Here is a 25727-nt window from a genome sequence, read left to right on the forward strand (position 1 = left end):
TCATCTTCCCTTCATCATCTTCTATCTCTAGTGTACACAAAAAGAAGAACCGACTCCAAGAAGTCGATTCTCCCAAACATTATCGTTTATTTTTCTTACGTGCTGCACGGCGATCCGAGCGTTGCTGTTGCATATGCTCACGTGATGCCGTCTCTTTCAACTTATACTTGAATTTCTTCTTATAGCCAGGCTTCACTTTCTTCTTCGCCTTCTTGATTTCACCGGCCATCCGACTATGAGCCGTGTGTGAGACCTTCATCTTCCGGTCTGTTTGGCGACGACGACGTGTCTTGATCGGTTGAATCGAACCGTTGCGCAAGTCCACATGAGTGAATTCGAACCCACGTTCTTCAAGTCTGTTGATTGGTCCATTCTCATGGTCCTCATATAGTGTGTACGCCTCACCTGATGCGCCCGCACGTCCCGTACGACCGACACGGTGCGTATAGAAATCAAGGTCTTTCGGAATCCCGTGGTTGATGACGTGAGAGACTCCTGAAATATCGATACCGCGAGCCGCTAAATCCGTAGCAATCACATACTGATATTTCGCATCATTGATGTCCTTGATGGCTTGTTTGCGGCGACGTGCCTGCATGTCACCATGCAACGTACCGACGTTTAGACCTGCTTCGCGGAACGACGTCTCCAACTCATCTGCCTCTTGTTTCGTATTGGTGAACACGAGACAAACGAATGGATTGATTGCTTTCGCAATTTCGACAGTCAATTCTTTACGGTCACGGTGACGTACTGGAATCACGTGGTGCTTGATTTTTGGTGCGACGCGATGTTCTGGGCTCGCCTCTGCAAAGCGTGGGTCATGAAGGTACTTCTTCAAGAACGGTTCAAGGTTCTCAGGAATCGTCGCTGAGAAGACCATCGTTTGTAGTTTTTCAGGAAGCGCCTGTGCGATGCGGTCGACCTCGGGCAAGAATCCCATATCGAGCATTTGATCGGCTTCATCGACGACAAAGTGTGTCACTTTGTGCGGGAATAACGCCTGTGCTTTCATGAGATCAAGGATTCGTCCCGGTGTCCCGATGATCAACTGTGGCGGATTTTTCATCTTATCGATCTGACGTTCGCGGTCTGTCCCTCCGACAATCAAACTCGATTTGATGTAATCTGGGTTTTTAATAAGAATCGATTTCAATTCTTCATGAATCTGCCAAGCGAGTTCGCGTGTCGGTGCGACGACGATTGCTTGAACTGAAGCATCTTCTGGGTTGATCGCTTCAACGATCGGTAACAAGAACGCAAGTGTTTTACCCGTTCCTGTCTGTGATTTTCCAATAATATCTCGACCATTCAAGGCAGCCGGAATAATTCGGGCTTGTATATCGGTCGGTTTCGTAATGCGCTTTTCGGTTAACGCATCAACCATAAACGGTAGCAATTTGAACTGTTGGAAGCTGTTCAATCGATACACCTCCTGTTTCTTTCCACTTTTCCTAGCATAGCGGAATCAAATGATTTGTCAATCAATCTTTTGCCACACCTTCATATAAATAACTCGATGAATAATAGTGTTTGGCAATTTTCTTTCCATTTAAATGTTGTTCGAGTGCTTTGAAGCCGACTTCCATCATCTCGTTCGGTGACTGCACGACAGTGGCATTGACCTTCCCATTTTGAATGAGCGGATAGATATCTGAAATCCCGTCGACCGAAACGATCGTCTTGTCCGTCAAACCATGACTTTCTAAAGCCCGGACGACACCAAACGTATTATCGTCATTGTGTGAAAAGATTGCATCAAACGGAATCTTTTCTTCTAACCAACGTGACATCTCGATTTCAGCTTGGAATGTGTCATAGTTCCCGGTGATGGATGCAATGATCTGAAAATCGTCGCCATGTTGCTTTTCGTACTCTCGGATACCAAGACTTCGGTCCATCGTGGAGCGAACTTTCGGCGTCCCCCTCACTTCGACCACGCGAATCGGACGTTCGAGCTCACTATACTTGGCAGCAATTTGTTCGGCCGCCATCCGACCGATATCGACATTGTCGGAAACGACGGATGTGAGCACACTCGGATGATCAATCATGCGGTCAATCGCAATAATCGGAATGTTTTTTCGTTTTGCGCGTTCTAATGAGGGTTGAATGAACGTGTCATCGAGAGTCGTCAAAAAGATGGCCTCGACACCCCGGTCAATCAATGAATCTAGTTTTTCTTTTTCAAGGACACGCGAGTCTTCACTCGTGGTCGGAATCGGGATGAACCCTTTTTGGTTTGCTGTATGCACGAACGAGTCCAGTAGTTTATTCGCATGCTCATGTTTATCACTGACAAACACAAATCCGACTTCTTTTTCATTCGTTTTTTGCTCTGGGAGTTGAATCGAGGTAATGAGGAGAATCGTCATGGCCCACACGACCGGTAACCAAAGCCAATAATGTTTTAGTCCTTTCATGACGGTTGTCTCCTTGGGATTTTGATTAAAATCGCGGTCCCCTTGTTCATCACACTATCAATCTCCATCGCACCGTTAACGCTCTTCAAGTACTCTTGAATCATATAGATCCCTAGACCATTCCCACTTTCCTTCGTCGTATTGAAGGCGGAACCAACTGTCTTGAGTTGTTCCTCACTCATGCCAATCCCGTTATCTTCAATCAAGAAGCGATATTCCTGCTCCGTAAAGAGGACCGTCACGACGACACTACCTTCAGCCCCTTTTGATTCGACGGCATCGACCGCATTTTTGAAGAGGTTGTAGATGATTTGAACGAGCATATCAAAGGATGCATAAAATGGAGGCATGTCGTTCGGTACAAGTAATTCCCATTTTGTCGGTCGTTTGTAACATTCGGCATCCATTAAAAATTCAAGTCGTTTCGCAAAGTCTAACATGTTGATCCAATCTTCGTTTTTACCAGCCTGATCTGGTTTGGCGAGCGTCAACATCGTTGAAATCAAATCATTCGCCCGCTCCAGTTCTTTGATGGCGACATCCACCATATCTGAGCTACCTTGACCCTCGCGCACCATTTGTAACGTGATGTGGACGGGAGTTAGAGGATTTCGAATTTCATGGGCAATTCCCGCGGCCAATTGACCGAGTGAGGCTAATTTTTCTTGATGCAAAATCAACTGTTGCTGACTCAACTGTTCACGTCGTGACGTTTCCATCCGTTGTGCATAATCGTTATACGTGTCGAGTAGCGTCTCCACTTCTTTCGAACCGGTTCTTTCCAACGAGATCGTTCCGAGCGATTGTTGTTGTTTAATTTGATTGACCAGCTCGACAAGCGGATTCGTTAACGTCCGGGAAAGCAACAATCCAACGAGAATGCTCAGGAAGAATGTAACGAGCGCAATCATCAAATACTGCCAACGCGTGTCGTAGACCGTTTCATAGACGGAGTCATTTTGATGTTTTGCGAGCATGCTCCATCCACTGACTCTTGCATCCGGTTCAAACATTACCGTATCTTCATCCGTACTCAAGATTGTCCGTTCGCTTCGATTTAATGCTTCGTCGATGACTTCACGCGATATCCGACGCTCTGCATCTGTGACCAAGTTGAACGAAGTCGTCAACACTTCGCCTTGCTCATCTAACAAGTATAGAATCATGTCATCATTCGCAGATTCCAACGAACGACGATACAAGTCAGAGTTCAAGACACTAATGCTCCCCCCAAAAATACCGATTGGTCGGTTCTCTTCGATGACCGGAACGTATAGGAAAGTTCCCATATCCCCACTGATCATCACAGGGTCACTCATATATAGTTCTTTTCCACTTGCAGTCAATACTTCCGTAAACTTCGGATCGCGTTTCAATACAGAAGAGGCGACTTGTCGCTCCGAGTACCATTTAAATGAGTCTTGATTGACATCATAATAAAAGATGGACGTAAAACTCGTGCGTTGATTCAAATATCCTGTTCGGATCCGTTCTTCAATCCATGGCTCATTTCCAACGTAAGCGCCTAAGTAAACTAAATCCTCATACAATTTCCCAAGTCGGGACTCCACATTCTCAATACTGTCATCGATGGCGTAATCAAATTGCTCTTTCGCCAATTCTTCTGCTCGAGACACCGTGACGCGGTCAGCAGAGAAGGCAAGTGATGAAATGACAAGTGCTAAAATAATGATGATGATGAACGTAATTTGGAAAAAGTACGATTTTCTTAGTTCACGCAATGGTTTCATGCGATTCACGGCGTCCCTCCTCTCTAACCTAAAAATTATAGCATGAATACACGCAAATCTTTTCGTATTTTCGAAACAATGTTAGACTAATACGTATGAAAGCACTTCGAAAGGAGCCTTCGTCTTCATATGAAAGTTAAAAAAATTAGCCCACGCGGATATTGTTATGGTGTCGTCGATGCCATGAAGCTCGCAAATGAGGCCGTCGCAAATCCAGATTTGCCACGCCCGATTCATATACTTGGAATGATTGTCCATAACCGTCACGTCACGCAGGCGTTTGAGGATCTCGGTGTCAAAACCGTTGATGGAGAAGACCGCATGCAAGCGCTCGAAACCATCGATCGAGGAACGGTCGTCTTCACGGCGCACGGCATTTCACCACTCGTCCGGAAACGTGCCATCGAGAAAGGATTGACGATTGTAGACGCCTCTTGTCCTGACGTCTTAGTCACACACGATTTGATTCGTGAGAAAACGGCAGAAGGATATGATGTCATCTATATCGGAAAACATGGGCATCCGGAACCGGAGGGTGCAATTGGTGTTGCACCAGACCATGTTCATTTGATTCAATATGAACATGAAATCGATCAGTTGCCGAGTCGCTTGTTCGAACGAAAAATTTTGGTGACGAACCAGACGACGATGAGTCAATGGGACGTTTCCGCATTAATTGAAACGATTCAAGCCCGTTATCCTCACGTGGAAGTGCATAATGAAATCTGTAACGCGACGCAAGTTCGTCAAGAAGCCGTCGCTGAACAAGCGGGAGACTGCGAATTATTGATTGTCGTCGGAGATCCCAAATCAAATAACTCCAATCGCTTAGCACAAGTTTCAAAAGAGATTGCCGGAACAAATGCCTATCGGATCGGTGACTTGAGTGAACTTGACTTGAATTGGCTCGAAGGCGTGGAGACCGTCGCTGTGACGTCGGGCGCCTCTACCCCGACACCGATCACGAAAAAAGTCATCGACTTTTTATCGCAATATGACCCAGACGATTTAAGCACGCATGATAAAACGCCATTTCTTGAACTTCGGAGTATCTTACCGAAAGTGAAAGCATTGCGTAAGTGAAGGAATCCCCCATTCTCTCAGAGGATGGGGGATTTTTAGGCTTTACTTGAATTGAAACGGATTCGTGTTGGCAACAGATTGAATCAAGTCGACATTGATTTTCGCTTTTTCAAACTTTTTGCTGAGCACGTCGATCACACCTTGTTTCATGATACTCTCGACATGATGTCCCGGGTCTACGACTGCGAGTCCAAGCGCCATCGCATCATGAGCCACATGGAAATATAAATCACCCGTCACATATGCATCTGCACCTTTGAAATGCGCAGTAGACACATACTTATTCCCGTCTCCACCTAATACGGCAACTTTTTCAATCGAACGCCCCGGGTCTCCGACAACTCGCACGCCCTCAACCCCAAAGCTTGTTTTCACGTGTTCGGCAAACTGTTCAAGTGTCATGGCCTGTTCAAGTCGACCGATTCGCCCTAGCCCAAATACATGACCCTCGATTTCATCGCGCATGAGGTCATACGCCACTTCCTCATATGGATGGGCGTCTTTCATTGCTTTTAGTACACGCTTCTTCTGACTCTCCCGAACGACCGTTTCGATTTTCACCTCGTCCACTTGTTCCGTTTCATGCGGGCGACCGATGAAGGGATCTGTCCCCTCGAGCGGAGTGAATTGCCCCGTTCCGGAAACACGGAACTGACAGTCCGCATAGTCACCAATATGTCCAGCACCCGCTTTTCCTAGAGCCAGGGATACGTCATGCGCATGCGTGGATGGAACGAATACACTTAGTTTATAGACCGGCTCCTCATAGGTCGGGACGAGTACTTTCGTATCGCGGAGACCGATCGCCTCACTCATCCAATCGTTCACACCACCGCTGCATACGTCTAAATTCGTATGAGCGACATAGACCGCGATATCGTGCTGAATACATTTCATCGTAATCTTCCCAGCCGTGGAACGGTCATTGACTTGAGCTAACGGACTAAAGATGGGTGGATGATGCGCGATAATCAAATCGATCTGTTTCTCAATCGCTTCATCCACAACCGATTCAAGTACATCAAGCGTGACCATGACCCGTTTGACTTCTTTGTTGAGCGAGCCAATCTGCAAGCCGATTTTATCCCCTTCGACCGCCAAATGTTTCGGTGCAAATTCCTCAAACAATTGAATCACTTGATTGCCGTTCGCCATTACTGACTCACCTCTCTCATCTTGTCACGCATCCGTTTGAACTCCACTTGTTTTTGAATCAAGGCTTCCGATTGAATGCCAGCTGCCATCTGTCCAAGCACATAATCGAGCTTATCAGCTTCACGACTCCACTTGAGTTTAAATGCTTTTGGTCGCTCTTGAACGAGATATGGACCGAATAACAACTGCCACATGCGCTCGTCCGACTCGTCACTATAAATGGACTCAGTTCCTTTTTCTCCGACAAGGATTTCGTAAACCTTATCATTTTCTTCCACAATTGCCTCTTCGACAAGGACATATCCATGTTCAAGCAGCCAGCTTCGTACGTGTTGCCCATCAACGTTCGGTTGAAGGACGAGCCGTTCGACCGCACCGAGCTTATCTTGACCCGCTTCGAGAATGGAGCGAATCAAACTGCCGCCCATCCCGCAAATCGAGATACACGTCGCTTCATTGGGCTGTAAGACAGCAAGACCATCGCCAAGGCGTACATCAATGGTATCACCTGCCCCAATCAAATCGACTTGTGCTCTCGCAGCTTCCATCGGCCCAACGTTCACTTCACCCGCGATTCCTTTTGAAATGATTCCTTGCTGAAAGGCATAGCATGGGACATACGCATGATCCGAACCAATATCGGCGAGCACACTTCCTTTTGGGATATAATCGACAACCTGCTTCAATCGTCGGTCTAACATGACACGTTCTTGCATACAGACAACTCCTTTGTTCTACTTCTTCCCTAGCGTATCGAATTCTCTACAGTTCGACAACAAAAAACGCACCCCATCATGGAGTGCGTCACCTCTTATTGTTCAATCAACCAGTTCGCAAGCACTTCTGCTTCTTCAGCGGATGCAAGACCTGCTGGCATCGCACCTTGACCGTTGACGACGATGTTTGCGATTTCTTCTGGTGAAAGACGATCGCCGACACCTGTAAGTGCTGGACCGACGCCACCTTCAAGGTTTCCGCCGTGGCAACCTGTGCAACCCTTCGCAGCATACAACTCTTCTGGGTTCATTTCAGTGACTGCTGGACCTTCAGCCGCTTGTTGCGCCTGATTCACCCCAAAATACGATAATGATACCATGGCAATAATTGCGACGATTGCGATTGCCGCAAACGGTAACAATGGATTACGCATTGTAGTTCCCCCTCATGTTCATTCCAAATTTCTATCCAACACTATTTTACTCAAAAAATAATAAAGAAGGAAGGAAAATCACTCATTTTCCTTCCTTTCTTCTAAAACTTCACACTTTATTCAAATATGAAATTAATCGAGGAAGTCTTTCAAGCGTTTGGAACGGCTCGGGTGACGCAATTTACGAAGGGCTTTCGCCTCGATTTGACGAATCCGCTCACGTGTGACACCGAATACTTTACCAACTTCTTCGAGTGTGCGTGTGCGGCCATCGTCTAGTCCGAAACGCAGGCGAAGGACGTTCTCTTCACGGTCTGTCAACGTATCCAACACGTCTTCTAATTGCTCTTTCAACAATTCATAGGCTGCCGCATCTTGAGGAGCCATCGCATCTTGGTCTTCGATGAAGTCACCGAGATGTGAATCGTCTTCTTCCCCAATCGGTGTCTCTAAAGAAACAGGTTCTTGGGCAATCTTTAGAATTTCACGGACTTTCTCAGGTGTGAGTTCCATCTCTTTGGCAATCTCTTCCGGAGAAGGTTCGCGACCGAGGTCTTGAAGCAATTGACGTTGGACACGAATCAATTTGTTGATTGTTTCCACCATGTGTACAGGAATACGAATCGTACGGGCTTGGTCAGCAATCGCACGTGTGATGGCTTGGCGAATCCACCACGTCGCATACGTCGAGAATTTGAACCCTTTCATGTAGTCGAATTTTTCGACCGCTTTAATGAGTCCCATGTTCCCTTCTTGAATCAAATCAAGGAAGAGCATCCCACGACCGACATAACGCTTCGCAATCGACACGACGAGACGTAGGTTCGCTTCTGCGAGACGTTTTTTCGCTTCTTCGTCCCCTTGCTCGATTCGTTTAGCGAGCTCCGTCTCATCTTTCGCACTGAGAAGGTCGACACGTCCGATTTCTTTTAAATACATCCGAACCGGGTCGTTGATTTTGATTCCAGGAGGTACTGATAAGTCGTTCAAATCGACTTCTTCATCCTCTTTTTTCGCAGGTGTTTCTTCTGCGTCCGCAGCATCTTCTGTGACACGGATATCTTTAGCCTCTAAATCTTCGATGAAGTTATCGATGAAATCCGAATCCACCTCGAAGTGACTAAGGCGATCTTGGATTGCTTGCATTGAGACGACGCCTTTTTTCTTACCTAACTTCTCAAGTTCTTCTATGGCGTTAAATAAATCCTCTTTCTTCTTCTCTGCCATCTAGCAGTTCAACTCCTTCCAAACTTCATCCACGATCATCGCTCTCGAAGACGACGACTACGGGCAATCAATTCTTGTAGCTTGGACGCCTGGTCTACAATACTTTCGGCGTCTTGAGCGATTTCCCTTTTTGCACGCTCGATTTGACGTTGCTCCTCATAACTGTTTATCACCCGAATGTATTCGTCTAAAACCTCTTCAGACAGTTCATCCGGTCCAGCCATCAGACGGATCTCTGCAAAACGCATCGCATAATCAGGGCGTTGATCGCAATAACGCTCCATGAACGAAAGCGTGATTTGATCAAACTCATCCTGTGTCATCGTATCGGATACGATTTCATACAATGCTGACCCTAACATACGATGGGTTTCATCTTGATAACGAAGCCCTAAACGGTCGCGTACGAAACGGACCTGCTCCGGTCCCGTCAACATCGCACGCAACAAGTACTTCTCGGCTTTCATCCAACGAGGCTCACCTGTTTTACTCGAACGCTTCCGTACCGACTCTACAGGTTCCATCGCACGGTTGGGAGTTGATTCACTTGACGTCGGACGAGGAATTCTCGAACGGAGCGTCTCTAGCGGAATCTCAAACTCATCCGACAGTTTCTTCACATATAAATCTCTTCGAATCGAATCATTTGTCTTCCCGATCTCTTCAAGCATAGATTCAATAAAGCGAATCCGTTCTCCTTCTCGGTTCAAGTTTTTTCCTCGCCGGTACATGCGATTCATAAAATCGAGAACACTCAACTGCTCAGTTTCAATAAACTGCTGCCAGTGAGTTGCCCCATGCTGACGGATATAGTCATCTGGGTCCGTCTTTTCCGGTAGTGGCAAAACTTGTACATCGAGTGGAGACGCTTCTAAGAGGCGAATGACTTTTTGTGTCGCTTCTTGTCCCGCGTGGTCTCCGTCATAACAGATAATGACTTCATCCACGATTCGAGATAGCGCCCTCGCATGTTGAGGAGAGAACGCGGTTCCGAGCGATGCCACAACTTCTTGTGTGCCCGCTTGCGCGACTTGTAAAACGTCAACGTTCCCTTCAACGAGGAAGACACGCTTTTTCTTACGCATCGTCGCCCGGGCTTGAGAGAAGCCGAACAATAACTCGCTCTTATTGAAGAGTGGCGTCTCAGCCGTATTCACATATTTTGGTTGTCGATCATCAATCGCTCGTCCACTGAAGCCAACGATGGTGCCGTCTCGATCCGCAATCGGAAAGACGACCCGTCCTTCAAATCGGTCAAAATATTCACCGGACTTCGACTTTGAAATCAAACCTGCCTCAACCATTACTTCTAAATCAAACCCGCGCCGCTCCAACAGCTCGACAGTAAAGCGTCGTTGGTCTGGGGCAAAACCGATCTTGTATTGCGCAATCGTCTCTTCAGCCAGATCACGATCCCGTAAATACGTTAAGCCCACTTCTCCAGCTTCTGTTTTCATCAACACTTCATGATACAAGTCAGCGACAAGGCGATGCGCATCACGCATCTGTTTGCGCCATACCTGTTCTCGCGTCAGTTCCTCGTCCCCTTGGATCCCGTCTACCGAAATATTCGCCCGTGTTGCCAAGCGTTCGACCGTCTCAGGAAACGACAATCCCTCGGTTTCCATCACGAACGTAAATACATTTCCGCCGGCGCCACAACCGAAACAGTGATACATCCCTTTTTCAGGTGAAACGGAGAAAGAAGGTGAGTTTTCGGAATGAAACGGACATAATCCGACAAGGCGGTGTCCTTGTTTCTTTAATTCGACACGTTCGCCAATCAATTCTACGATATCGGTCGCTTGTTTCACTTCTGCGATGACTTCATCTGGTATTCGTGGCATGTTGACCACTCCCTGTTTCCAATCTCGCAACGAAACGGAACGCTCATCACGTTCCGTTTCACTGTACTGTCAATACTCTATTATACCCTCTTGAAGCAATGATTACTAATTGAAACACTTACTCATTCAATCATCTTTAGACTGTTCAAGATGACGCAAGATGATCCCTGCCGTTTCTTCAACTGCTTTGTTCGTCACATCGATGACATCGCAACCGATTCGTTCATAAATACCACGCGCATACTCGAGTTCACGATTGATTCGCTCTAGCTGCGCATAATCGGCTTCCGGCTTCAAACCTAGCGATTTGAGACGTTCCATTCGGATTGAAATCAGCTTTTCCGGGGAGATGATCAACCCGACACATCGTTCAGCAGGCAAATCAAACAATTCCTCAGGCGGTCTCGATTCTGGAACGAGTGGCACGTTCGCGACTTTATATCGTTTCAGTGCCAGATATTGAGATAGCGGCGTCTTTGACGTTCGAGAAACACCGACCAACACGATATCAGCTTTTTTCAGGCCACGTGGGTCCCGACCATCGTCATACTTGACGGCAAACTCCATCGCCTCGATTTTTCGGAAGTAATCATCATCCAATCGATAGATGAGCCCCGGCTTTTCACGTGGCGCTTCTTTCAATTGGCTAGATAATACATCGAGCAAATCTCCGAGCAAATCAACCGTTTTCACTTGATGCGCTTTACCAAGTCGCATGAGAAGGGCGCGATGTTCCTCATTAACGAGCGTGAACGCAATGATGGCCTGTTGTGCTTTTGCTTGCGTGACGACATCGATAATCGTCTGCTCATCTTCGACGAACGGAATGCGAAGGGTTTCGATCGCATTCTCGTGGAATTGGATACTCGCTGCGCGGACGACGAGTTCGCACGTCTCTCCGACCGAGTCACTTACAACGAACACGAGTTGTTTCGTAGTCAATTCGATTTCCTCCTCAGATCGACTCATCGTTCGCTAACGCAATGAGCACCTTCGTCATATTGGTCTTCGTCATACGGCCGAGTACAATCAATTTCCCATCTTTTTCTTCTACGACGGGCATGGCATCGATTTGTTTCTCAATCAATTTCATCCCAGCTCGAATCAACGTTTCTGTTTTCTCACATACTGTAATGTTCGGCATGCGGGTCATGATGACGTTGACGGGTAACTGGTCTAAGTCTTGATTTCCGATGGCCGCACGAAGGAGGTCTTTACGAGATAAAACTCCGACTAACTCCCGGTCACGTCCGACAACGAACAATGAGCCGACATCTTCTAAGAACAACGTGACAATCGCATCATATACCGTCATCTCATCCCGTACGACTTTCGCAGAAGACATGAAGTCGCCTACGGTCAGCGAATCTAACTTTTCTCGTAGCATCGACGAATTCCGTTTGCCAACGAACGTGTAGCCGACACGAGGTCTAGCTTCAAGTATGCCTGTCATCGTCAAAATAGCGAGGTCAGGCCGCAGGGTCGCACGTGTCAATGAGAGCTCTTGTGCGATTTGTTCCCCTGTGATCGGCCCGTTCTCCTTCACGATCTCGGCGATTTTTTGTTGGCGTTCATTCAGTTGCATAGCCAACCCCCTCTAGTTTGTTTAGAGTACGAGCGCGTTGAAATCTGCGACACGCTTAATCGTCGTTGCAAGTCGGTTCATTTCATGGAGACGGTTTTTGCGGACCGCCTCATCATCACTCATAACCATTGTATGTTCGAAGTACATCATAATCGGTGATTCGAGTTGTTGTAGAAGGTCGAGCGCTTTCTTGTAATCTCCCATCTCGACAGCTTCGGCTGTTGCAGGAGCGGTCTGTTCAATCGCATCATGCAGTGCAATCTCATGATCGTTCTCAAACAAGGAAGGATCGACATCTCCCGCTTCACCTTTTTTCGAAATGTTCACGACGCGCGACAATTGCTCAATCAACGCCTTCGCATCCGTCGATACAAATTCTTGAATCGCGTCTGCGCGAGCATCGAGTCGCACAACCGTCAATGAGGTCGTCAATACGGCGTCAATCACATCATAACGAACCTGCTGTTCTTGCAGGCGATATTTCAAGCGCAATTTGAAGAACTCATCTAGTTGTGCCTTAACTTGTTCTTTATCGGCTTCATAGAGTCCTGCTTCCAGTTGTAATTCGACAACTTTTGAAAGCAACGTGTCGATTGAGAGATCAATCTTCCAATCTCCAAGAATCTGAACGACACCTTGGGCCTGGCGACGAAGCGCGAACGGGTCTTGTGAACCGCTCGGAATCATCCCGATGCCAAAGAATGCTGCAATCGAGTCTAATTTGTCGGCAAGGGCAAGAACGGCACCCGTTGCCGTCTCTGGAGAAGCGTCCCCAGCAAAGCGTGGCATGTAATGCTCACGGATTGCCGCTGCCACTTCCTTGTCTTCACCTTGTTGGAGTGCATATTTCTCACCCATGATTCCTTGAAGTTCTGTGAACTCGTATACCATCTGGCTCACGAGATCAAATTTATGAATGGCACCAGCACGGCTTACTTTTTCAAGGTCTGCCTCGAACAACGGTGCAAGTTCCTGAGCGATTTTCGTCACACGACGCGCTTTCGCACCAGTCGTTCCCAATTTTTCATGGAAGACGATGCGATCGAGACGTCCGAGCTGATCATCGATTTTCGTCTTTTTGTCTTCTTCATAGAAGAACACGGCATCCGCAAGACGGGCCCGAATGACTTTCTCGTTACCGCGCGCTACATTTTCAAGGTGCTCGGCATTCCCGTTTCGTACCGTCACAAAATAGTTTTTCAACGTTCCGTCGAGATAGACCGGGAAATAACGTTGATGCTCTTTCATCGTTGTGATCAATACTTCTTCAGGCAAGTCGAGGTACGCTTCATCAAATTCCCCGAAGAGAGCGGTCGGCCATTCGACTAAGTTTGTCACTTCCTCAAGCAAGTCGGCATCAAGTGGGATCGTCCATCCTTGTTTCGTGGCAAGCTCTTGAATTTGACGTTCGATTTCAGCTTTACGCATCTCGTAGTTCGCCATGACAAAAGCAGACTCTAATGTCTGGACATATTCGGTAGGTGATGAGATGACCACGTCCCCTTTACTGAGGAAACGATGCCCACGCGTCACGTTATTCGTGTTCACACCTTCGATTGTGAAGTCGATGATGTCTTGACCAAAGAGGGCGATCAACCAACGAATCGGGCGCATATACCGTAGGCTGCTCGTTCCCCATTTCATGTTTTTCGGGAACGTCAAGCTACGGACTACATCTTCAAGACCGTTCAATAGCGAGAGCGTCTCTTGTCCCTTTTCATGGCGTTCCGCGAAGACGTACTCGACTCCTTTTTCTTCTGCGAAATAGAGATCTTCTACTGTCAATCCGCGGCCACGCGCAAAACCTTGTGCCGCTTTCGACCAGTTACCTTCCGCATCTTGTGCAATCTTTTTGGCAGGTCCACGAAGGGTTTCTGTCAAATCTTGTTGCGTTTCAGCCACATCCCGAACGATGACAGCCAAACGACGTGGTGTCGAGTACACTTCGATTGAGCCAAAATCAACACGCGCCTCTTTTAAGAACGCATCAACACGTTCCGCCAACTGTTTCTCTGAACGCAAGACATATTGAGCTGGCAGTTCCTCTAATCCAATCTCTAACAGAAGGTCACGCATTCAAGTCACCTGCTTTCTCTTGTTTCAAAAGTGGGAATCCAAGGCGTTCCCGTTCTTCAATAAATTTAGCGGCACACGCACGCGACATGTTCCGGACACGCTGGATGAAGCCGGTACGTTCCGTCACAGAAATGGCGCCTTTCGCGTCCAACAAGTTGAACGTATGCGAACATTTTAGAATGTAATCGTATGCAGGGAAGACAAGGTTTTCTTCAAGCGCACGCTTCGCTTCTTTCTCATACGTATCAAATAACGTGAACAACATGTCGACGTCAGACAGTTCGAACGTATATTTCGAATGTTCAAATTCTGGTTGATAGAAGATGTCACCATATTTGAATCCGTCCGTCCAAACAAGGTCGAATACACTTTCTACTTCTTGAATGTATGAAGCGAGACGTTCAAGTCCGTATGTGATTTCCACGGCAATCGGGTCACACTCGATTCCACCGACTTGTTGGAAGTACGTGAACTGCGTGATTTCCATTCCGTTCAACCAAACTTCCCAACCGAGACCTGCTGCTCCGAATGTCGGGTTTTCCCAGTTATCTTCGACGAAACGGATGTCATGCTCAAGCGGATTGATGCCAATCAGTTCAAGACTCTCCAAGTACAACTCTTGAATGTTGTTTGGTGACGGCTTCATGATCACCTGAAACTGATGGTGCTGGTAAAGACGGTTCGGGTTTTCTCCGTAACGACCGTCAGCTGGACGGCGTGACGGTTCGGTATAACAGACGTTCCACGGTTCTGGCCCAAGGCTTCTGAGGAATGTCATCGGGTTCATCGTCCCGGCCCCTTTTTCCACATCGTACGCCTGCATCGTCAAACAACCTTTTGACGCCCAAAAGTTTTGTAGCGTGAGAATGATTTCTTGCACTGTCATGTGCTTCATTAATGACACCTCCAATAGTATTGAAACGACAAAAAACGCCCCTATGTGCCTAGCACATAGGGACGGGATTGATTCCCGCGGTTCCACCCTACTTGCCCCAATCATGGGACCACTCTTAAAAGATGTGGGCGCTCTGGAATCGCCATTCGCTCTTCTCATGACACCCGGCTCACACCACCCCGGACTCGCTTCATTCATGACAGGAAGAGTTACTTTTTTCCTTCATCGCGCACGCTATTTCATTTGTCTAATCGTACATCATCGTATCGAATTCACTATGAAAAGTCAATCCTCATTCAGATGAAGTCGAATCATTTGATCGAGCACCCGCTTCGTCTTCAATCGTAGTCCACTATACGATTCCATATACGCATCAAAAAGCTGACGCAAAAGGACTCTGGACTCATCCGATAGCGGAACGTTCCGAAACTCTGACAATTCGTGCTTACTCATCAAATAAAGTAGTTTCGCCAATCGTTCGGACAGCCGGATCACACCTTCTTCTGGATGTCGCGCACATAAAAAGCCACCGGACGCGACAGAGAAGTACATGGGATCCGTCACATCTCCACAGCGCACACATCCCGTCAAGACTGGGGCGACGCCTAATAGATGCAAAATACGTAATTCAACATAGTGCGTGATGACATCTGCGTCCATGCCCGCATTCAGTGCCTGCAAGGCATCCCGTAATATTCGAAACAATGGACGATTTTGGACACGATCCTCGACAGACCGATCAACAAGTTCTAACCAATACATCGCATATGCCATCCGTTCGACATCTTTTCGGATTTCAGGATAAGACGTCATGACGTCAGATGATTTTAACTGAGCGAGTCCTCGGCTAGACGGAAAGATATAGACACCTTCCACAAACGGCTGACTCGAGGCGTGAAACCGGCTACCCGGTTTCTTTGCACCCCGTGCCATGATCGCGACTTTGCCAAGTTCCTCTGTAAACAATGTCACGACTTTATTCGATTCCCCATAATTAACGGTACGAACGACGATTCCCGTGACTTTTTGTAACATGGCTCAATACTCGTCGTCGCGGAAACCGAGATCACGAAGCTGACCCATCTTGTTACGCCAGTCTTTCTGCACTTTTACCCATAGGTTCAAATAAACTTTAGTCCCGAGAAGCGCTTCGATATCATGGCGCGCGTCTGTTCCGATTTCACGAAGCATAGCCCCTTTTTTTCCGATGATGATTCCTTTTTGCGAATCACGCTCCACCATGATCACGGCTTCGACATCAATCATCTCAGAGTTCTCACGTTTCTTGATCGATTCGATGGCTACAGCAATCGAATGAGGGACTTCATCGCGTGTCTTATGCAACACTTTCTCACGAATCATCTCTGAGATAATGAAACGCTCCGGGTGGTCCGTCACTTGATCGGCCGGATAATACATCGGTCCTTCAGGCAACAATTTCTTGATCTCACCTAAGAGCGGTTCGACGTTGTTGCCTTGTAGCGCCGAAATCGGGACGTACGCCGCGAAATCCAATTCGTTCGTATATTGTTCAATCACTTTCGGAAGTTCATCCGGATGGATTAAATCGATCTTGTTCATGACGAGAATAATCGGTGTGTCGAGCCCTTTGAGTTTCTCAATAATAAAGTCGTCGCCAGCTCCACGAGGTTCCGTCACGTTCACCATGAAGAGAATCGCATCAACTTCGCGTAATGCGTTCGTCGCCACTTTCATCATGAAGTCGCCAAGACGGTGTTTCGGTTTATGAATCCCTGGTGTATCGATGAAGATGATTTGGGAATCATCGGTTGTGTACACACCTTGCACCTTATTTCGTGTCGTTTGTGGTTTATCCGACATGATGGCAATCTTTTGTCCGATCACACGGTTTAAGAATGTCGATTTCCCGACGTTCGGTCGTCCGATAATCGAGACGAATCCGGATTTAAAATCTTCTTGATACATAATGCACCTGCTTTCTCTATTTCAGAACTATTAGTATAGCATGTTCCATAGCCGTGGACCGAATATTATGAGCGCCGTTACGGCAGCACCAAGTGAAGTAACTAAAACGGCTCCTGCGGCAACATCTTTCGCTTGCTTCGCGAGTGGATGGACGTCTTCTGTCACGAGATTAACCGTTCGTTCGATTGCCGTATTCATCATTTCCATGCTAATAACGGCAATCACCCAACCGAACAAGATGACGATCTCGAGTCTTGTCGGTTGTAACCAGATGGTAAAGACGAATACGAGAAAAGCCGACAGGAGATGGAGTCGCATGTTCCGTTCCGAACGAACGGCATGGAGGATTCCCTCACATGCCACACGGAACGGTCTCACACGTTGCCTCGCTTCAACTCAAAATGAGTGAGCACTTCTTCTTGCCTTGCCGTCATCTCCGCTTCTTCCTCAGATGTCATATGATCATACCCAAGCAGATGGAGGAACCCATGAATTGCTAAAAAGCCGAGCTCCCGCTCAAACGAATGACCATAGTCAGCTGCCTGTTCTCGGCAACGTTCTACCGAGATGACGAGGTCACCGAGAAGATGTGGCTCATCTTCATCGAGCATGAAATCCATCTCGTCATCCCCCATCTCATCAAATGCGAAACTGATGACATCGGTCGGGGCATCTTTGCCTCGCCATTCTCGGTTCACTTCATGGATTTCCGCATTTGTTAAATACGTGACCGACAATTCGCTCGGCTCTTCCACCTCTTCTAGTTGAGCGGCATGTTGTAAAATCGACTCGACGAGCTCGATTTGAGATGTAGTTAACAATTCATGTTCATCGTTCGAGATGATTTGCATGTAATTCTCCCTCTTTCTTTAATTCTGGGTATTCGATTCGTTCGTGGAACAAGCCGGTCAGCGTCTCACACGCGCTCTCTCCGACGCGCCAAATTTCTTTCGTCGTCAATTCACATTCTTCGAACTGCCCATCCGCCAACTTGTCACGAATAATGGTTCGAACGAGCATTCGGATTTTTTCTGGCGTCGGTTGTTTCTGCGAACGGACAGCCGCTTCGATTGAATCGACGATCATGACAACGGCAGCCTCGCGCGATTGTGGCTTTGGACCTGGGTAGCGGAAACGAGACTCTAACACCTCTTTATCAGGATCTTCCTTCGCTTTAACGTAGAAATATTTCAATAAAGACGTTCCGTGATGCTGCTCTGCTATATCGATGATTTCTTTCGGTAACTTATAACGTCGCAACAGATCCGCTCCGTCATAAGGATGAGCCATAATAATGTCTGCCGATTCTTCAGGCGTCAAGCGATCATGAGGATTCCCTCCACCTTGTTGATTTTCAATGAAATGAAGGGGACGCTCCGTCTTCCCAAGATCGTGATAATAGCTTGCGACACGTGCGAGAAGACCATCTGCGCCAATCGCCTCACATGCGGACTCTGCCAAGTTCGCCACCATCATACTATGATGATACGTACCAGGTGCCTCCATTAAAAGTTTCCGCAGCAGCGGATGCGTCGGACTCATCAATTCCACAAGTCGACCAGAAGACAAGACGCCAAACCACGGTTCCAAAAATGGCAGGAAGCCAAACGTCAAGACAATGGAGAGCAAGGCGCTAATGACGGCAAATCCAGAAAGATACATCGCCATTTCCCAGGAAACTTGCACGTTCCGAAGTAAGAGTAACGCGATGACCATGATGATGTTGACGAAACCGAGCAACACCCCTGATAAGAATAGTCGCTTCCGCTGAATTTTCGGTTCAACTAAAAAGACAGCTAGAAAACTACCCGTCGCCACATACACGAGCGTCATGAAATTCGTGCTCTGTCCGAACGTGACAACGACACTCCCGGCAATCATCGTAATGAAGGCCGAGGCGAGCGCAACTCGTTCATCGATCAAGATGCGTAGAAGCAATACGACGAACGCTGTCGGCGCTAAAATATAGGCATATGTCGTAAAATCGACACCGATATATCCGACACCAAAAAAGACGCCGAGTTGTAAAAGTAGCAAGCCATAGACCGTCACTAAGATTTTCGGACTCAGTAACAGGTCTTTGATTTTCGAGCGGATGAGCATGAATAGAAACCCACCGGTCAACAATGCGCTGAGCAAGAATGACCCGAATAATGGTGCAAGGGAACGATTCGGATCGATGGCTCCAGATAGCTCTAATTTCCGATATATCTCTCGAGTCACCACCTCACCTTGACTGACGAGTAACTGTCCTTCTTGAATGATGACAGGATCGACAGCATCGACGGCCTCTTGTTCTTTTTGACGGGTCGCCTCAGAGTCAAATACATAGTTCGGTACGATGAGTTCATCGCTTAACGTTTTCGAAATGGCGCGGAACTCAAACGAGAGCGGCGATTGATCGATAATCGCTGCTGCTCGGTCTCGAGCCGCAGCGACCGCTTCATTACTCGTCTCAATCCGGTCGTCCATCACTTGTTGTAACGCAGTGACTGTGACATCTTCTACCGTTTGTCGAGTGTCCTCACTCGCTTCAAGAAGCGAATTCAACTCTTCATCAGCTAATACCCCGTTCGCCTCTGTAGAATTTAGACGGTTTTTAATGTCCGCCAGTTCAGTCTCCTCATCCGTCTGATCGAATGCTGCGAACAACTGCTCGACTTTAGCGATTTGTTGGTCTGCAAATTCTTTTCTCAAGGAGAATTGACTGCCGACACCATTTGTCACTTCTTGTTTCAATCGTTCGGTCGCAACACGGTCCTCAACCGTGATCGGAGACCGAATATCCTGTTCGGCAATCCCAAGCGGTTCCACACTGATGATGGATGGGCGCACGGTAAAGTATAGAATGGCGCCTAATAAGAGAAAGAAAATCAACGAGATGGTCGCGACTGTCCAGTTTTTAGCTTGCTGCATTCGTGCCCCCCCTTTCACGATCTGGTGACCTCACCCGTACATTTAAGTGAGGTCCGTACTATAGGCGTTGATGATTTTCTTAACGAGCGGATGACGGACGACGTCAGACGCACTGAAGTGTTCAAAATGAATACCATCCACACCTTCTAACAGGCGTAACGCTTCCTGTAACCCCGATGCCTTGCCTTTCGGTAAATCGACTTGGGTCAAATCCCCTGTGACCACCATTTTCGATCCAAAACCGAGTCGCGTCAAAAACATCTTCATCTGTTCTTTTGTTGTATTCTGGGCCTCATCCAAGATGACGAACGCATCTTCTAACGTGCGTCCACGCATATAAGCGAGCGGAGCCACTTCAATCGTGCCCCGTTCTAACAAACGGTTCGTCTGTTCCACGCCATACACATCAAATAGGGCGTCGTATAATGGGCGGAGATACGGGTCCACTTTCTCTTTTAAATCTCCCGGTAAAAATCCAAGGTTCTCTCCCGCTTCAACGGCAGGACGCGTCAAGATGATCCGTTTGACTTGCCCTTCTTTTAAGGCACGCGCCGCAAGTACGACAGCTAGGTACGTCTTTCCTGTTCCGGCTGGTCCGATACCAAAGACGAGATCACGTCGTTCAATCGCACGAACATACCGGCTTTGACCTACTGTCTTGGCACGAATCGGTTTCCCCTTATTCGTCGTAAAAACAACTCGTTCATAATGTTCGAGCAGTTCATCTCCCTTTCCGACTTGAATGTGCTGGATGACGCTAATGGCATCACTTTCATTTAGACGTGCACCTTTTTTCACTAACGTCTGCAAGGTGATGATCACTTGTTTCGTTAATTCAAGAGCCTCAAGTGTATCGGCTTGAATAATCAACTCCTCACCCCTTGGGATGAGTGCCACTTTCAATTCTGTTTCAATCGCCTGGAATACTTCATCTTTCGGTCCGAGTAAAGCTTGTGCTTCGTTCGCATGTTCCATGACGAATGGTATTTTATCAGTCATAATCAATGGATGCATTGCCCCCTCATTAAAATCGGTTATTCCTCTTTTACTTTAGCACTATCACGCCTATCGTGAAAGAAAGACCGCGTAATTTCCACGCGCAAAAGGCAGTAACATGACGTCACTGCCTTCCGTTCACTTCTTCCGTTTCGAGATAGGAGGTTGTAATACCTCACTCCAAATGACAGCTTCCCGCATTCGCTTTTGTGAAACGTTCAGTTGTCTCGGTTTCTTTTCCTTTTGAATCGGTGGAATTTTAACCGCTTGTTCGAATTGCGCGCTCACTTTCGGCATCTCGACTTGACGTTCACGTGGAGTCGGTCGTTCTTCTACCGTTCGAGCGACTCGACGCCTCACCTTTTGTGGTGCTGGTTTTTCGTCCGAGTCATCGAATGCCGTTTCAATCTCTTTCATGACGTCCCCTACCGAATCCAAATAGCGTTTCAGTTCACTGCTTTGAGGACGGTCTCCAGAGGACGATGATTTTTCGAGCCGTTTCATCACTGCCGAGGCAATTCCGAAGGCGGCTAACAAGAGTACCCATAGTCCATCCATATCAATCACTCATTATCTGATTCAGAATCGACAGGTGCCCCAATCGCTTTTCGCATTTCTGTATCCGCTTGAACGTTCAAGTAGTTCACGTAATCCATGACACCAAGCTTTCCGTTTCGTAACGCTTCTGCCATCGCGAGTGGGACTTCCGCTTCGGCACCGACAACTTTCGCACGCATTTCTTCTACTGAAGATTTCATTTCTTGTTCGCGCGCAATCGCCATCGCGCGACGTTCTTCCGCCTTCGCTTGAGCGATTTTCTTATCTGCTTCTGCTTGGTCCGTCTGCAAGACCGCGCCGATGTTCTTACCGATATCGATGTCGGCAATATCGATCGAAAGAATCTCAAACGCTGTTCCTGAATCTAACCCTTTTGTGAGGACAGTCCGTGAAATCATATCCGGATTCTCTAGTACGTGCTTGTGGTTGTTTTGTGAACCGATTGTCGACACGACCCCTTCACCGACACGGGCGATAATCGTCTCTTCTCCCGCACCACCGACGAGACGATCGATATTCGCACGTACGGTAATGCGTGCTTTTGCCTTCACTTCAATCCCGTCCATCGCGACACCCGCAATAAACGGCGTCTCAATGACTTTCGGGTTAACGGACATCTGTACAGCCTCGAGCACGTTTCGTCCTGCCAAATCGATGGCAGCAGCACGTTCGAACGACAATTCAATGTTCGCACGGTGCGCCGCAATCAATGCGTTCACAACGCGGTCTACGTTACCACCAGCCAAGAAGTGACTCTCAAGCTGGTTCGTGTTTAATTCAATTCCTGCTTTAACCGCTTTAATCAACGGGTTCACGATTTTCGAAGGAATAACGCGACGAAGGCGCATCCCAATCAACGTGAAGATTGAGACGTGAACGCCCGCTGCAAACGAACTGATCCATAGTCCGACTGGTACGAACGTGAAGAATACGGCAAGTGCAATCAATCCTCCACCTGTAATGAGTAACGTTGTCAGTAATTCTGGTGTCATTCTGTTACATCCTCCTTCGGTTCTACAAAGCTTCGAACGACAATCCGTCCAGAATCCACTTTATAAACCTGAATTTTTGTCTGCTGATCGAGATAGCCACCTTCCGTCACGACATCAAGTCGTTCTCCGTCGATTTCGGCAGTACCGGCTGGGCGAAGTGGTGTCAAGGTGACTCCCACTTTGCCGAGAAGCTGTTTTCGATCTTCGTGGGACAAGTAGCCTTTTTCAGTCGATGTCGAATCCGTCAAAATCAACCCTTTATAAATGAGCGGACGATTCGTACTCAAGCGGCGGTATGCCCAAAAGCCGAGACCTGTTAGCACTGCTGCCGCGAGACCAATCGATAGCCACAGTTGACCGATCGTCGCACCAGCCATAATCAAACTCGCAACGACGGCTCCGATCCCAAGCAAACCGAACAATCCAAACCCTGCTACGAACACTTCAATTCCAAGAAGGACGACTCCGACGAAAAAGACTGTCAGAATCACTCCGAGACCAAATGTCATCGTCTTGCTACCCCCTTCCAAATTCAAAGCTATCTCCTATCTCTAGTGTATACGAAACAAGATTGAATGTGGTTTCAGAATACGCAAAAAAAAGCAGAAACTTTCGGTTTCCCGAAAAGTAACTGCTTTTTTCATCAATTCGTCAATTGTTGTTTGACGATTCGGTTCACAAGACCACCGTCTGCCTTGCCTTTGACTTGCGGCATGACGACGCCCATCACCTTACCCATATCTGATGGAGCGGCTGCATTCGTTTGAGCAATTGCTGCTTGGACGATGGCGGTCACTTCATCTTCTGAAAGTTGTTCAGGCATATAGGCTTCTAGGACGACAATCTCTTCTGCTACTTTGGAAGCAAGGTCTTCACGACCAGCGCTTTCGAATTCTCGGAGGGAGTCTCTGCGCTGTTTCATCTCTCGGTTGAGCACCGTGAGTTCCTCTTCCTCGGTAAGATCTTGACGACCTAGTTTGATAGCCTCATTTTGGAGCGACGCTTTGACCATCCGGATTGTCGTAAGACGATCCTTTTGTTTCGCGCGCATGGCTTGCTTCATGTCGTCCGTCAAGCGTTCTTGAAGACTCATGAGCCAACACCCTCTCTACAAATGAAACTGGAATCAGAATTTCTTACGCTTACGCGCAGCTTCTGATTTCAATTTACGTTTTACGCTTGGCTTTTCGTAGTGACGACGTTTACGAACTTCGGCAAGTGTGCCATCTTTCGAAACACCGCGTTTGAAACGACGAAGAGCGTCTTCAAGCGATTCGTTTTTACGGACACGAGTTTCCACTAGTTTTCCCTCCCTCCGAATTACACGACTAAGGAAACGTGTTTCACACGTCATATCATATTATAGTGAAATTAAGTCGTGTGGTCAACCACTTATTAATAGTCGCTGTCTGAACGTCCACCAGTGACAATCGCGATACCTGCTGAAGCACCGATACGTGTCGCACCAGCATCGATCATCGCTTTCGCACCTTCGAAGTCACGGACGCCACCTGAAGCTTTTACGCCGATGTCAGGTCCGACCGTCTCACGCATGAGGCGAATGTCTTCAACTGTCGCGCCACCAGTCGAGAAACCAGTCGATGTTTTGACGAAGTCTGCTCCAGCTTTCACTGAAAGTTCGGCAGCTTTTTTGATTTCTTCTTTTGTAAGCATGCATGTTTCGAAGATGACTTTGACGAGTGTACCGTTTGCCGCTTCGACAACCGCACGGATGTCACGTTCTACGAGATCGTAGTCAGCATCTTTGAGTGCTGCGATGTTGATGACCATGTCTACTTCATCTGCGCCATTGGCAATCGCATCTTTTGTTTCAAATGCTTTTACCTCAGGCGTGTTTGCACCAAGTGGGAAACCGATGACTGTACATACTTTGACATCATCATCTGACTTGAGTTGTTCTGCTGCATATTTGACCCATGTCGGGTTGACACAAACGCTTGCGAATTTGTATTCGAGCGCTTCTGCACAAAGTGTTGTAATTTGATCTTTTGTTGTTTCAGCCTTTAAAGCTGTGTGGTCGATATAACGGGCTAATTCCATGATTCATTTCCTCCTCTGACAAATAAGTCTGACATCTAACATATTACCATGTTTTGATGAGATGTAACAGCTTTCAAATCTAAATCAACTGACGACGTTTACGAGCGACGACCCAACTGTTCCAACTAAAGAAGAAAATAGCGAGCCAAATGCAGGTGAAGGCAAAGACATGGTATGCCGTGAACGGTTCATGGTACATGACGACCCCGATAATCAAGCTAAGTGTCGGTGCGATAAATTGAAGAAACCCGACAAGCGTGAACGGGATATGTTGTGCACCGTACCCAAACAGGAGAAGAGGTAACGCCGTGACCACGCCCGTTCCAAGAAGGGCGATCCAAATGACAGGCGACATGTTATACGCAATATTGTCGGTGACAACTTGATTTCCTAGGAAGAGCAATGCCACCGGGACCACCGCCAGCGTTTCAATTCCTAGGCTGACCGTAGAAGCAAGAGGACGTCGTTTCTTCACCATTCCATAGAATCCGAACGTACTCGCCAAGACGAATGAAATCCATGGGAACGTGCCGTATCCTAACGTCAAAACGAGGACGCCAATTGATGCAATCCCAACGGCCATCCATTGGACTCGATTTAATGATTCCCGAAAGACGAGCACCCCTAACACCATACTGACGAGAGGATTGATGTAGTACCCGAGAGAAGCTTCAATGATATATCCGTGATTGACAGCCCATATGTATACAAACCAGTTGGCACTGACGATGAATCCGTTCAACATGAATGCGTTTCGTGTAGCCGGATGTCGAAGTGCGTAACCGAACTCTTTCCACTGATTTGTCCATCTCAGAACGAGTAGAATAAATAAAAATGACCAAACGATTCGATGTGCTAAAATTTGACCGCTCGGTACTTCTTGCAAAAATTTCCAATAAATCGGAAGGACGCCCCACATGACGTACGCCCCGATTGTCGTCCATACTCCCTTATTCACACGTTCACCCGCTCTCTTACAAGTTAAAGACAGTTTAGTCGATGAAAGACTCCCGATACAAGACTTTTGTTTCATGAAAAAAAGGCGCGAAATCGCGCCCTGACCGT

At 47.4% G+C, this 25727-nt stretch carries 26 protein-coding genes; 1 reads left to right on the forward strand and 25 read right to left on the reverse strand.

From position 1 onward, the window contains the following. Positions 1-79 precede the first annotated feature (79 nt). The 3 genes from BV910_RS09375 to BV910_RS09385 all read right to left on the reverse strand — a co-directional run bounded on the left by BV910_RS09375 (position 80) and on the right by BV910_RS09385 (position 4174). Positions 80-1423 (reverse strand): DEAD/DEAH box helicase, encoded by a 1344-nt coding sequence (locus BV910_RS09375; RefSeq protein WP_012726633.1) that lies wholly within the window; start codon positions 1421-1423, stop codon positions 80-82. A gap of 61 nt (positions 1424-1484) precedes the next feature. Next, the gene (locus BV910_RS09380; RefSeq protein ID WP_078147145.1) at positions 1485-2423 is read right to left on the reverse strand and encodes a sugar ABC transporter substrate-binding protein; all 939 of its coding nucleotides are present in this window, start codon (positions 2421-2423) and stop codon (positions 1485-1487) included. Beyond that, positions 2420-4174: a sensor histidine kinase gene (locus tag BV910_RS09385; protein ID WP_240499880.1), complete on the reverse strand. Its 1755-nt coding sequence runs from the start codon at positions 4172-4174 to the stop codon at positions 2420-2422. Before BV910_RS09385 ends, BV910_RS09380 begins: the two co-directional genes overlap by 4 nt. Before the next feature lie 129 nt (positions 4175-4303). Between BV910_RS09385 and BV910_RS09390 the strand changes: the two genes are divergently transcribed. Beyond that, positions 4304-5257, forward strand: coding sequence for a 4-hydroxy-3-methylbut-2-enyl diphosphate reductase (locus tag BV910_RS09390; protein WP_012726636.1), 954 nt, complete (start codon positions 4304-4306; stop codon positions 5255-5257). A 42-nt stretch (positions 5258-5299) separates the two neighbouring features. Here BV910_RS09390 and BV910_RS09395 read toward each other — a convergent pair whose 3' ends face one another. The 22 genes from BV910_RS09395 to rarD all read right to left on the reverse strand — a co-directional run bounded on the left by BV910_RS09395 (position 5300) and on the right by rarD (position 25620). Continuing rightward, on the reverse strand, positions 5300-6412 hold the full coding sequence (locus BV910_RS09395) for a Nif3-like dinuclear metal center hexameric protein (RefSeq protein ID WP_078147147.1): 1113 nt from the start codon (positions 6410-6412) through the stop codon (positions 5300-5302). Beyond that, the gene (locus tag BV910_RS09400; protein ID WP_078147148.1) at positions 6412-7128 is read right to left on the reverse strand and encodes a tRNA (adenine(22)-N(1))-methyltransferase; all 717 of its coding nucleotides are present in this window, start codon (positions 7126-7128) and stop codon (positions 6412-6414) included. The genes BV910_RS09395 and BV910_RS09400 overlap by 1 nt, the downstream gene beginning before the upstream one ends. Positions 7129-7223: 95 nt before the next feature. Continuing rightward, positions 7224-7562 carry a cytochrome c550 gene (gene cccA, locus BV910_RS09405; protein WP_078147149.1) on the reverse strand — a complete coding sequence of 113 codons (339 nt, stop codon included), beginning with the start codon at positions 7560-7562 and terminating at the stop codon, positions 7224-7226. A gap of 132 nt (positions 7563-7694) precedes the next feature. After that, positions 7695-8789 (reverse strand): RNA polymerase sigma factor RpoD, encoded by a 1095-nt coding sequence (gene rpoD, locus BV910_RS09410; protein ID WP_012726640.1) that lies wholly within the window; start codon positions 8787-8789, stop codon positions 7695-7697. Between the two features lie 35 nt (positions 8790-8824). Beyond that, positions 8825-10636, reverse strand: coding sequence for a DNA primase (gene dnaG / locus BV910_RS09415; RefSeq protein ID WP_078147150.1), 1812 nt, complete (start codon positions 10634-10636; stop codon positions 8825-8827). Positions 10637-10762: 126 nt separating this feature from the next. Continuing rightward, positions 10763-11605, reverse strand: a complete 843-nt coding sequence (locus BV910_RS09420; protein ID WP_078147151.1) for a pyruvate, water dikinase regulatory protein — start codon at positions 11603-11605, stop codon at positions 10763-10765. Beyond that, positions 11592-12221, reverse strand: coding sequence for a transcriptional regulator CcpN (gene ccpN / locus BV910_RS09425; RefSeq protein ID WP_078147152.1), 630 nt, complete (start codon positions 12219-12221; stop codon positions 11592-11594). The genes BV910_RS09420 and ccpN overlap by 14 nt, the downstream gene beginning before the upstream one ends. Before the next feature lie 21 nt (positions 12222-12242). Further along, entirely contained in the window at positions 12243-14297 is a 2055-nt protein-coding gene (gene glyS, locus BV910_RS09430; RefSeq protein ID WP_078147153.1) for a glycine--tRNA ligase subunit beta, read from the reverse strand. Continuing rightward, complete coding sequence (glyQ, locus tag BV910_RS09435) at positions 14290-15183, reverse strand: glycine--tRNA ligase subunit alpha (protein WP_196431848.1); 894 nt, start codon at positions 15181-15183, stop codon at positions 14290-14292. The genes glyS and glyQ overlap by 8 nt, the downstream gene beginning before the upstream one ends. Before the next feature lie 294 nt (positions 15184-15477). Beyond that, positions 15478-16227 carry a DNA repair protein RecO gene (gene recO / locus BV910_RS09440; protein ID WP_078147154.1) on the reverse strand — a complete coding sequence of 250 codons (750 nt, stop codon included), beginning with the start codon at positions 16225-16227 and terminating at the stop codon, positions 15478-15480. Positions 16228-16230: 3 nt separating this feature from the next. Then, positions 16231-17139, reverse strand: coding sequence for a GTPase Era (gene era, locus BV910_RS09445; protein WP_012726647.1), 909 nt, complete (start codon positions 17137-17139; stop codon positions 16231-16233). A 30-nt stretch (positions 17140-17169) separates the two neighbouring features. Then, positions 17170-17517: a diacylglycerol kinase family protein gene (locus tag BV910_RS09450; protein ID WP_078147155.1), complete on the reverse strand. Its 348-nt coding sequence runs from the start codon at positions 17515-17517 to the stop codon at positions 17170-17172. Continuing rightward, positions 17514-17990: an rRNA maturation RNase YbeY gene (ybeY, locus tag BV910_RS09455; RefSeq protein ID WP_078147156.1), complete on the reverse strand. Its 477-nt coding sequence runs from the start codon at positions 17988-17990 to the stop codon at positions 17514-17516. The genes BV910_RS09450 and ybeY overlap by 4 nt, the downstream gene beginning before the upstream one ends. After that, positions 17968-20055 carry an HD family phosphohydrolase gene (locus BV910_RS09460; RefSeq protein WP_078147157.1) on the reverse strand — a complete coding sequence of 696 codons (2088 nt, stop codon included), beginning with the start codon at positions 20053-20055 and terminating at the stop codon, positions 17968-17970. The genes ybeY and BV910_RS09460 overlap by 23 nt, the downstream gene beginning before the upstream one ends. Before the next feature lie 42 nt (positions 20056-20097). Then, the gene (locus BV910_RS09465; protein WP_074036604.1) at positions 20098-21069 is read right to left on the reverse strand and encodes a PhoH family protein; all 972 of its coding nucleotides are present in this window, start codon (positions 21067-21069) and stop codon (positions 20098-20100) included. Positions 21070-21189: 120 nt separating this feature from the next. Then, entirely contained in the window at positions 21190-21609 is a 420-nt protein-coding gene (locus tag BV910_RS09470; protein ID WP_078147158.1) for a hypothetical protein, read from the reverse strand. A 5-nt stretch (positions 21610-21614) separates the two neighbouring features. Next, the gene (gene floA / locus BV910_RS09475) at positions 21615-22601 is read right to left on the reverse strand and encodes a flotillin-like protein FloA (RefSeq protein ID WP_012726653.1); all 987 of its coding nucleotides are present in this window, start codon (positions 22599-22601) and stop codon (positions 21615-21617) included. After that, positions 22598-23110 (reverse strand): NfeD family protein, encoded by a 513-nt coding sequence (locus BV910_RS09480; RefSeq protein WP_031423231.1) that lies wholly within the window; start codon positions 23108-23110, stop codon positions 22598-22600. The genes floA and BV910_RS09480 overlap by 4 nt, the downstream gene beginning before the upstream one ends. A 134-nt stretch (positions 23111-23244) precedes the next feature. Continuing rightward, positions 23245-23694, reverse strand: coding sequence for a GatB/YqeY domain-containing protein (locus BV910_RS09485; protein WP_074036596.1), 450 nt, complete (start codon positions 23692-23694; stop codon positions 23245-23247). A 33-nt stretch (positions 23695-23727) separates the two neighbouring features. After that, positions 23728-23922, reverse strand: coding sequence for a 30S ribosomal protein S21 (gene rpsU, locus BV910_RS09490; protein WP_029334745.1), 195 nt, complete (start codon positions 23920-23922; stop codon positions 23728-23730). A gap of 74 nt (positions 23923-23996) precedes the next feature. After that, on the reverse strand, positions 23997-24662 hold the full coding sequence (gene deoC, locus BV910_RS09495) for a deoxyribose-phosphate aldolase (protein WP_012726656.1): 666 nt from the start codon (positions 24660-24662) through the stop codon (positions 23997-23999). 79 nt (positions 24663-24741) lie between these two features. Beyond that, on the reverse strand, positions 24742-25620 hold the full coding sequence (gene rarD, locus BV910_RS09500; RefSeq protein WP_074036593.1) for an EamA family transporter RarD: 879 nt from the start codon (positions 25618-25620) through the stop codon (positions 24742-24744). Between the last annotated feature and the right edge of the window lie 107 nt (positions 25621-25727).

The organism is Exiguobacterium sp. HVEsp1 (assembly GCF_002009685.1).
In the GTDB taxonomy this organism is placed as follows: Bacteria; Bacillota; Bacilli; order Exiguobacteriales; family Exiguobacteriaceae; genus Exiguobacterium; species Exiguobacterium profundum.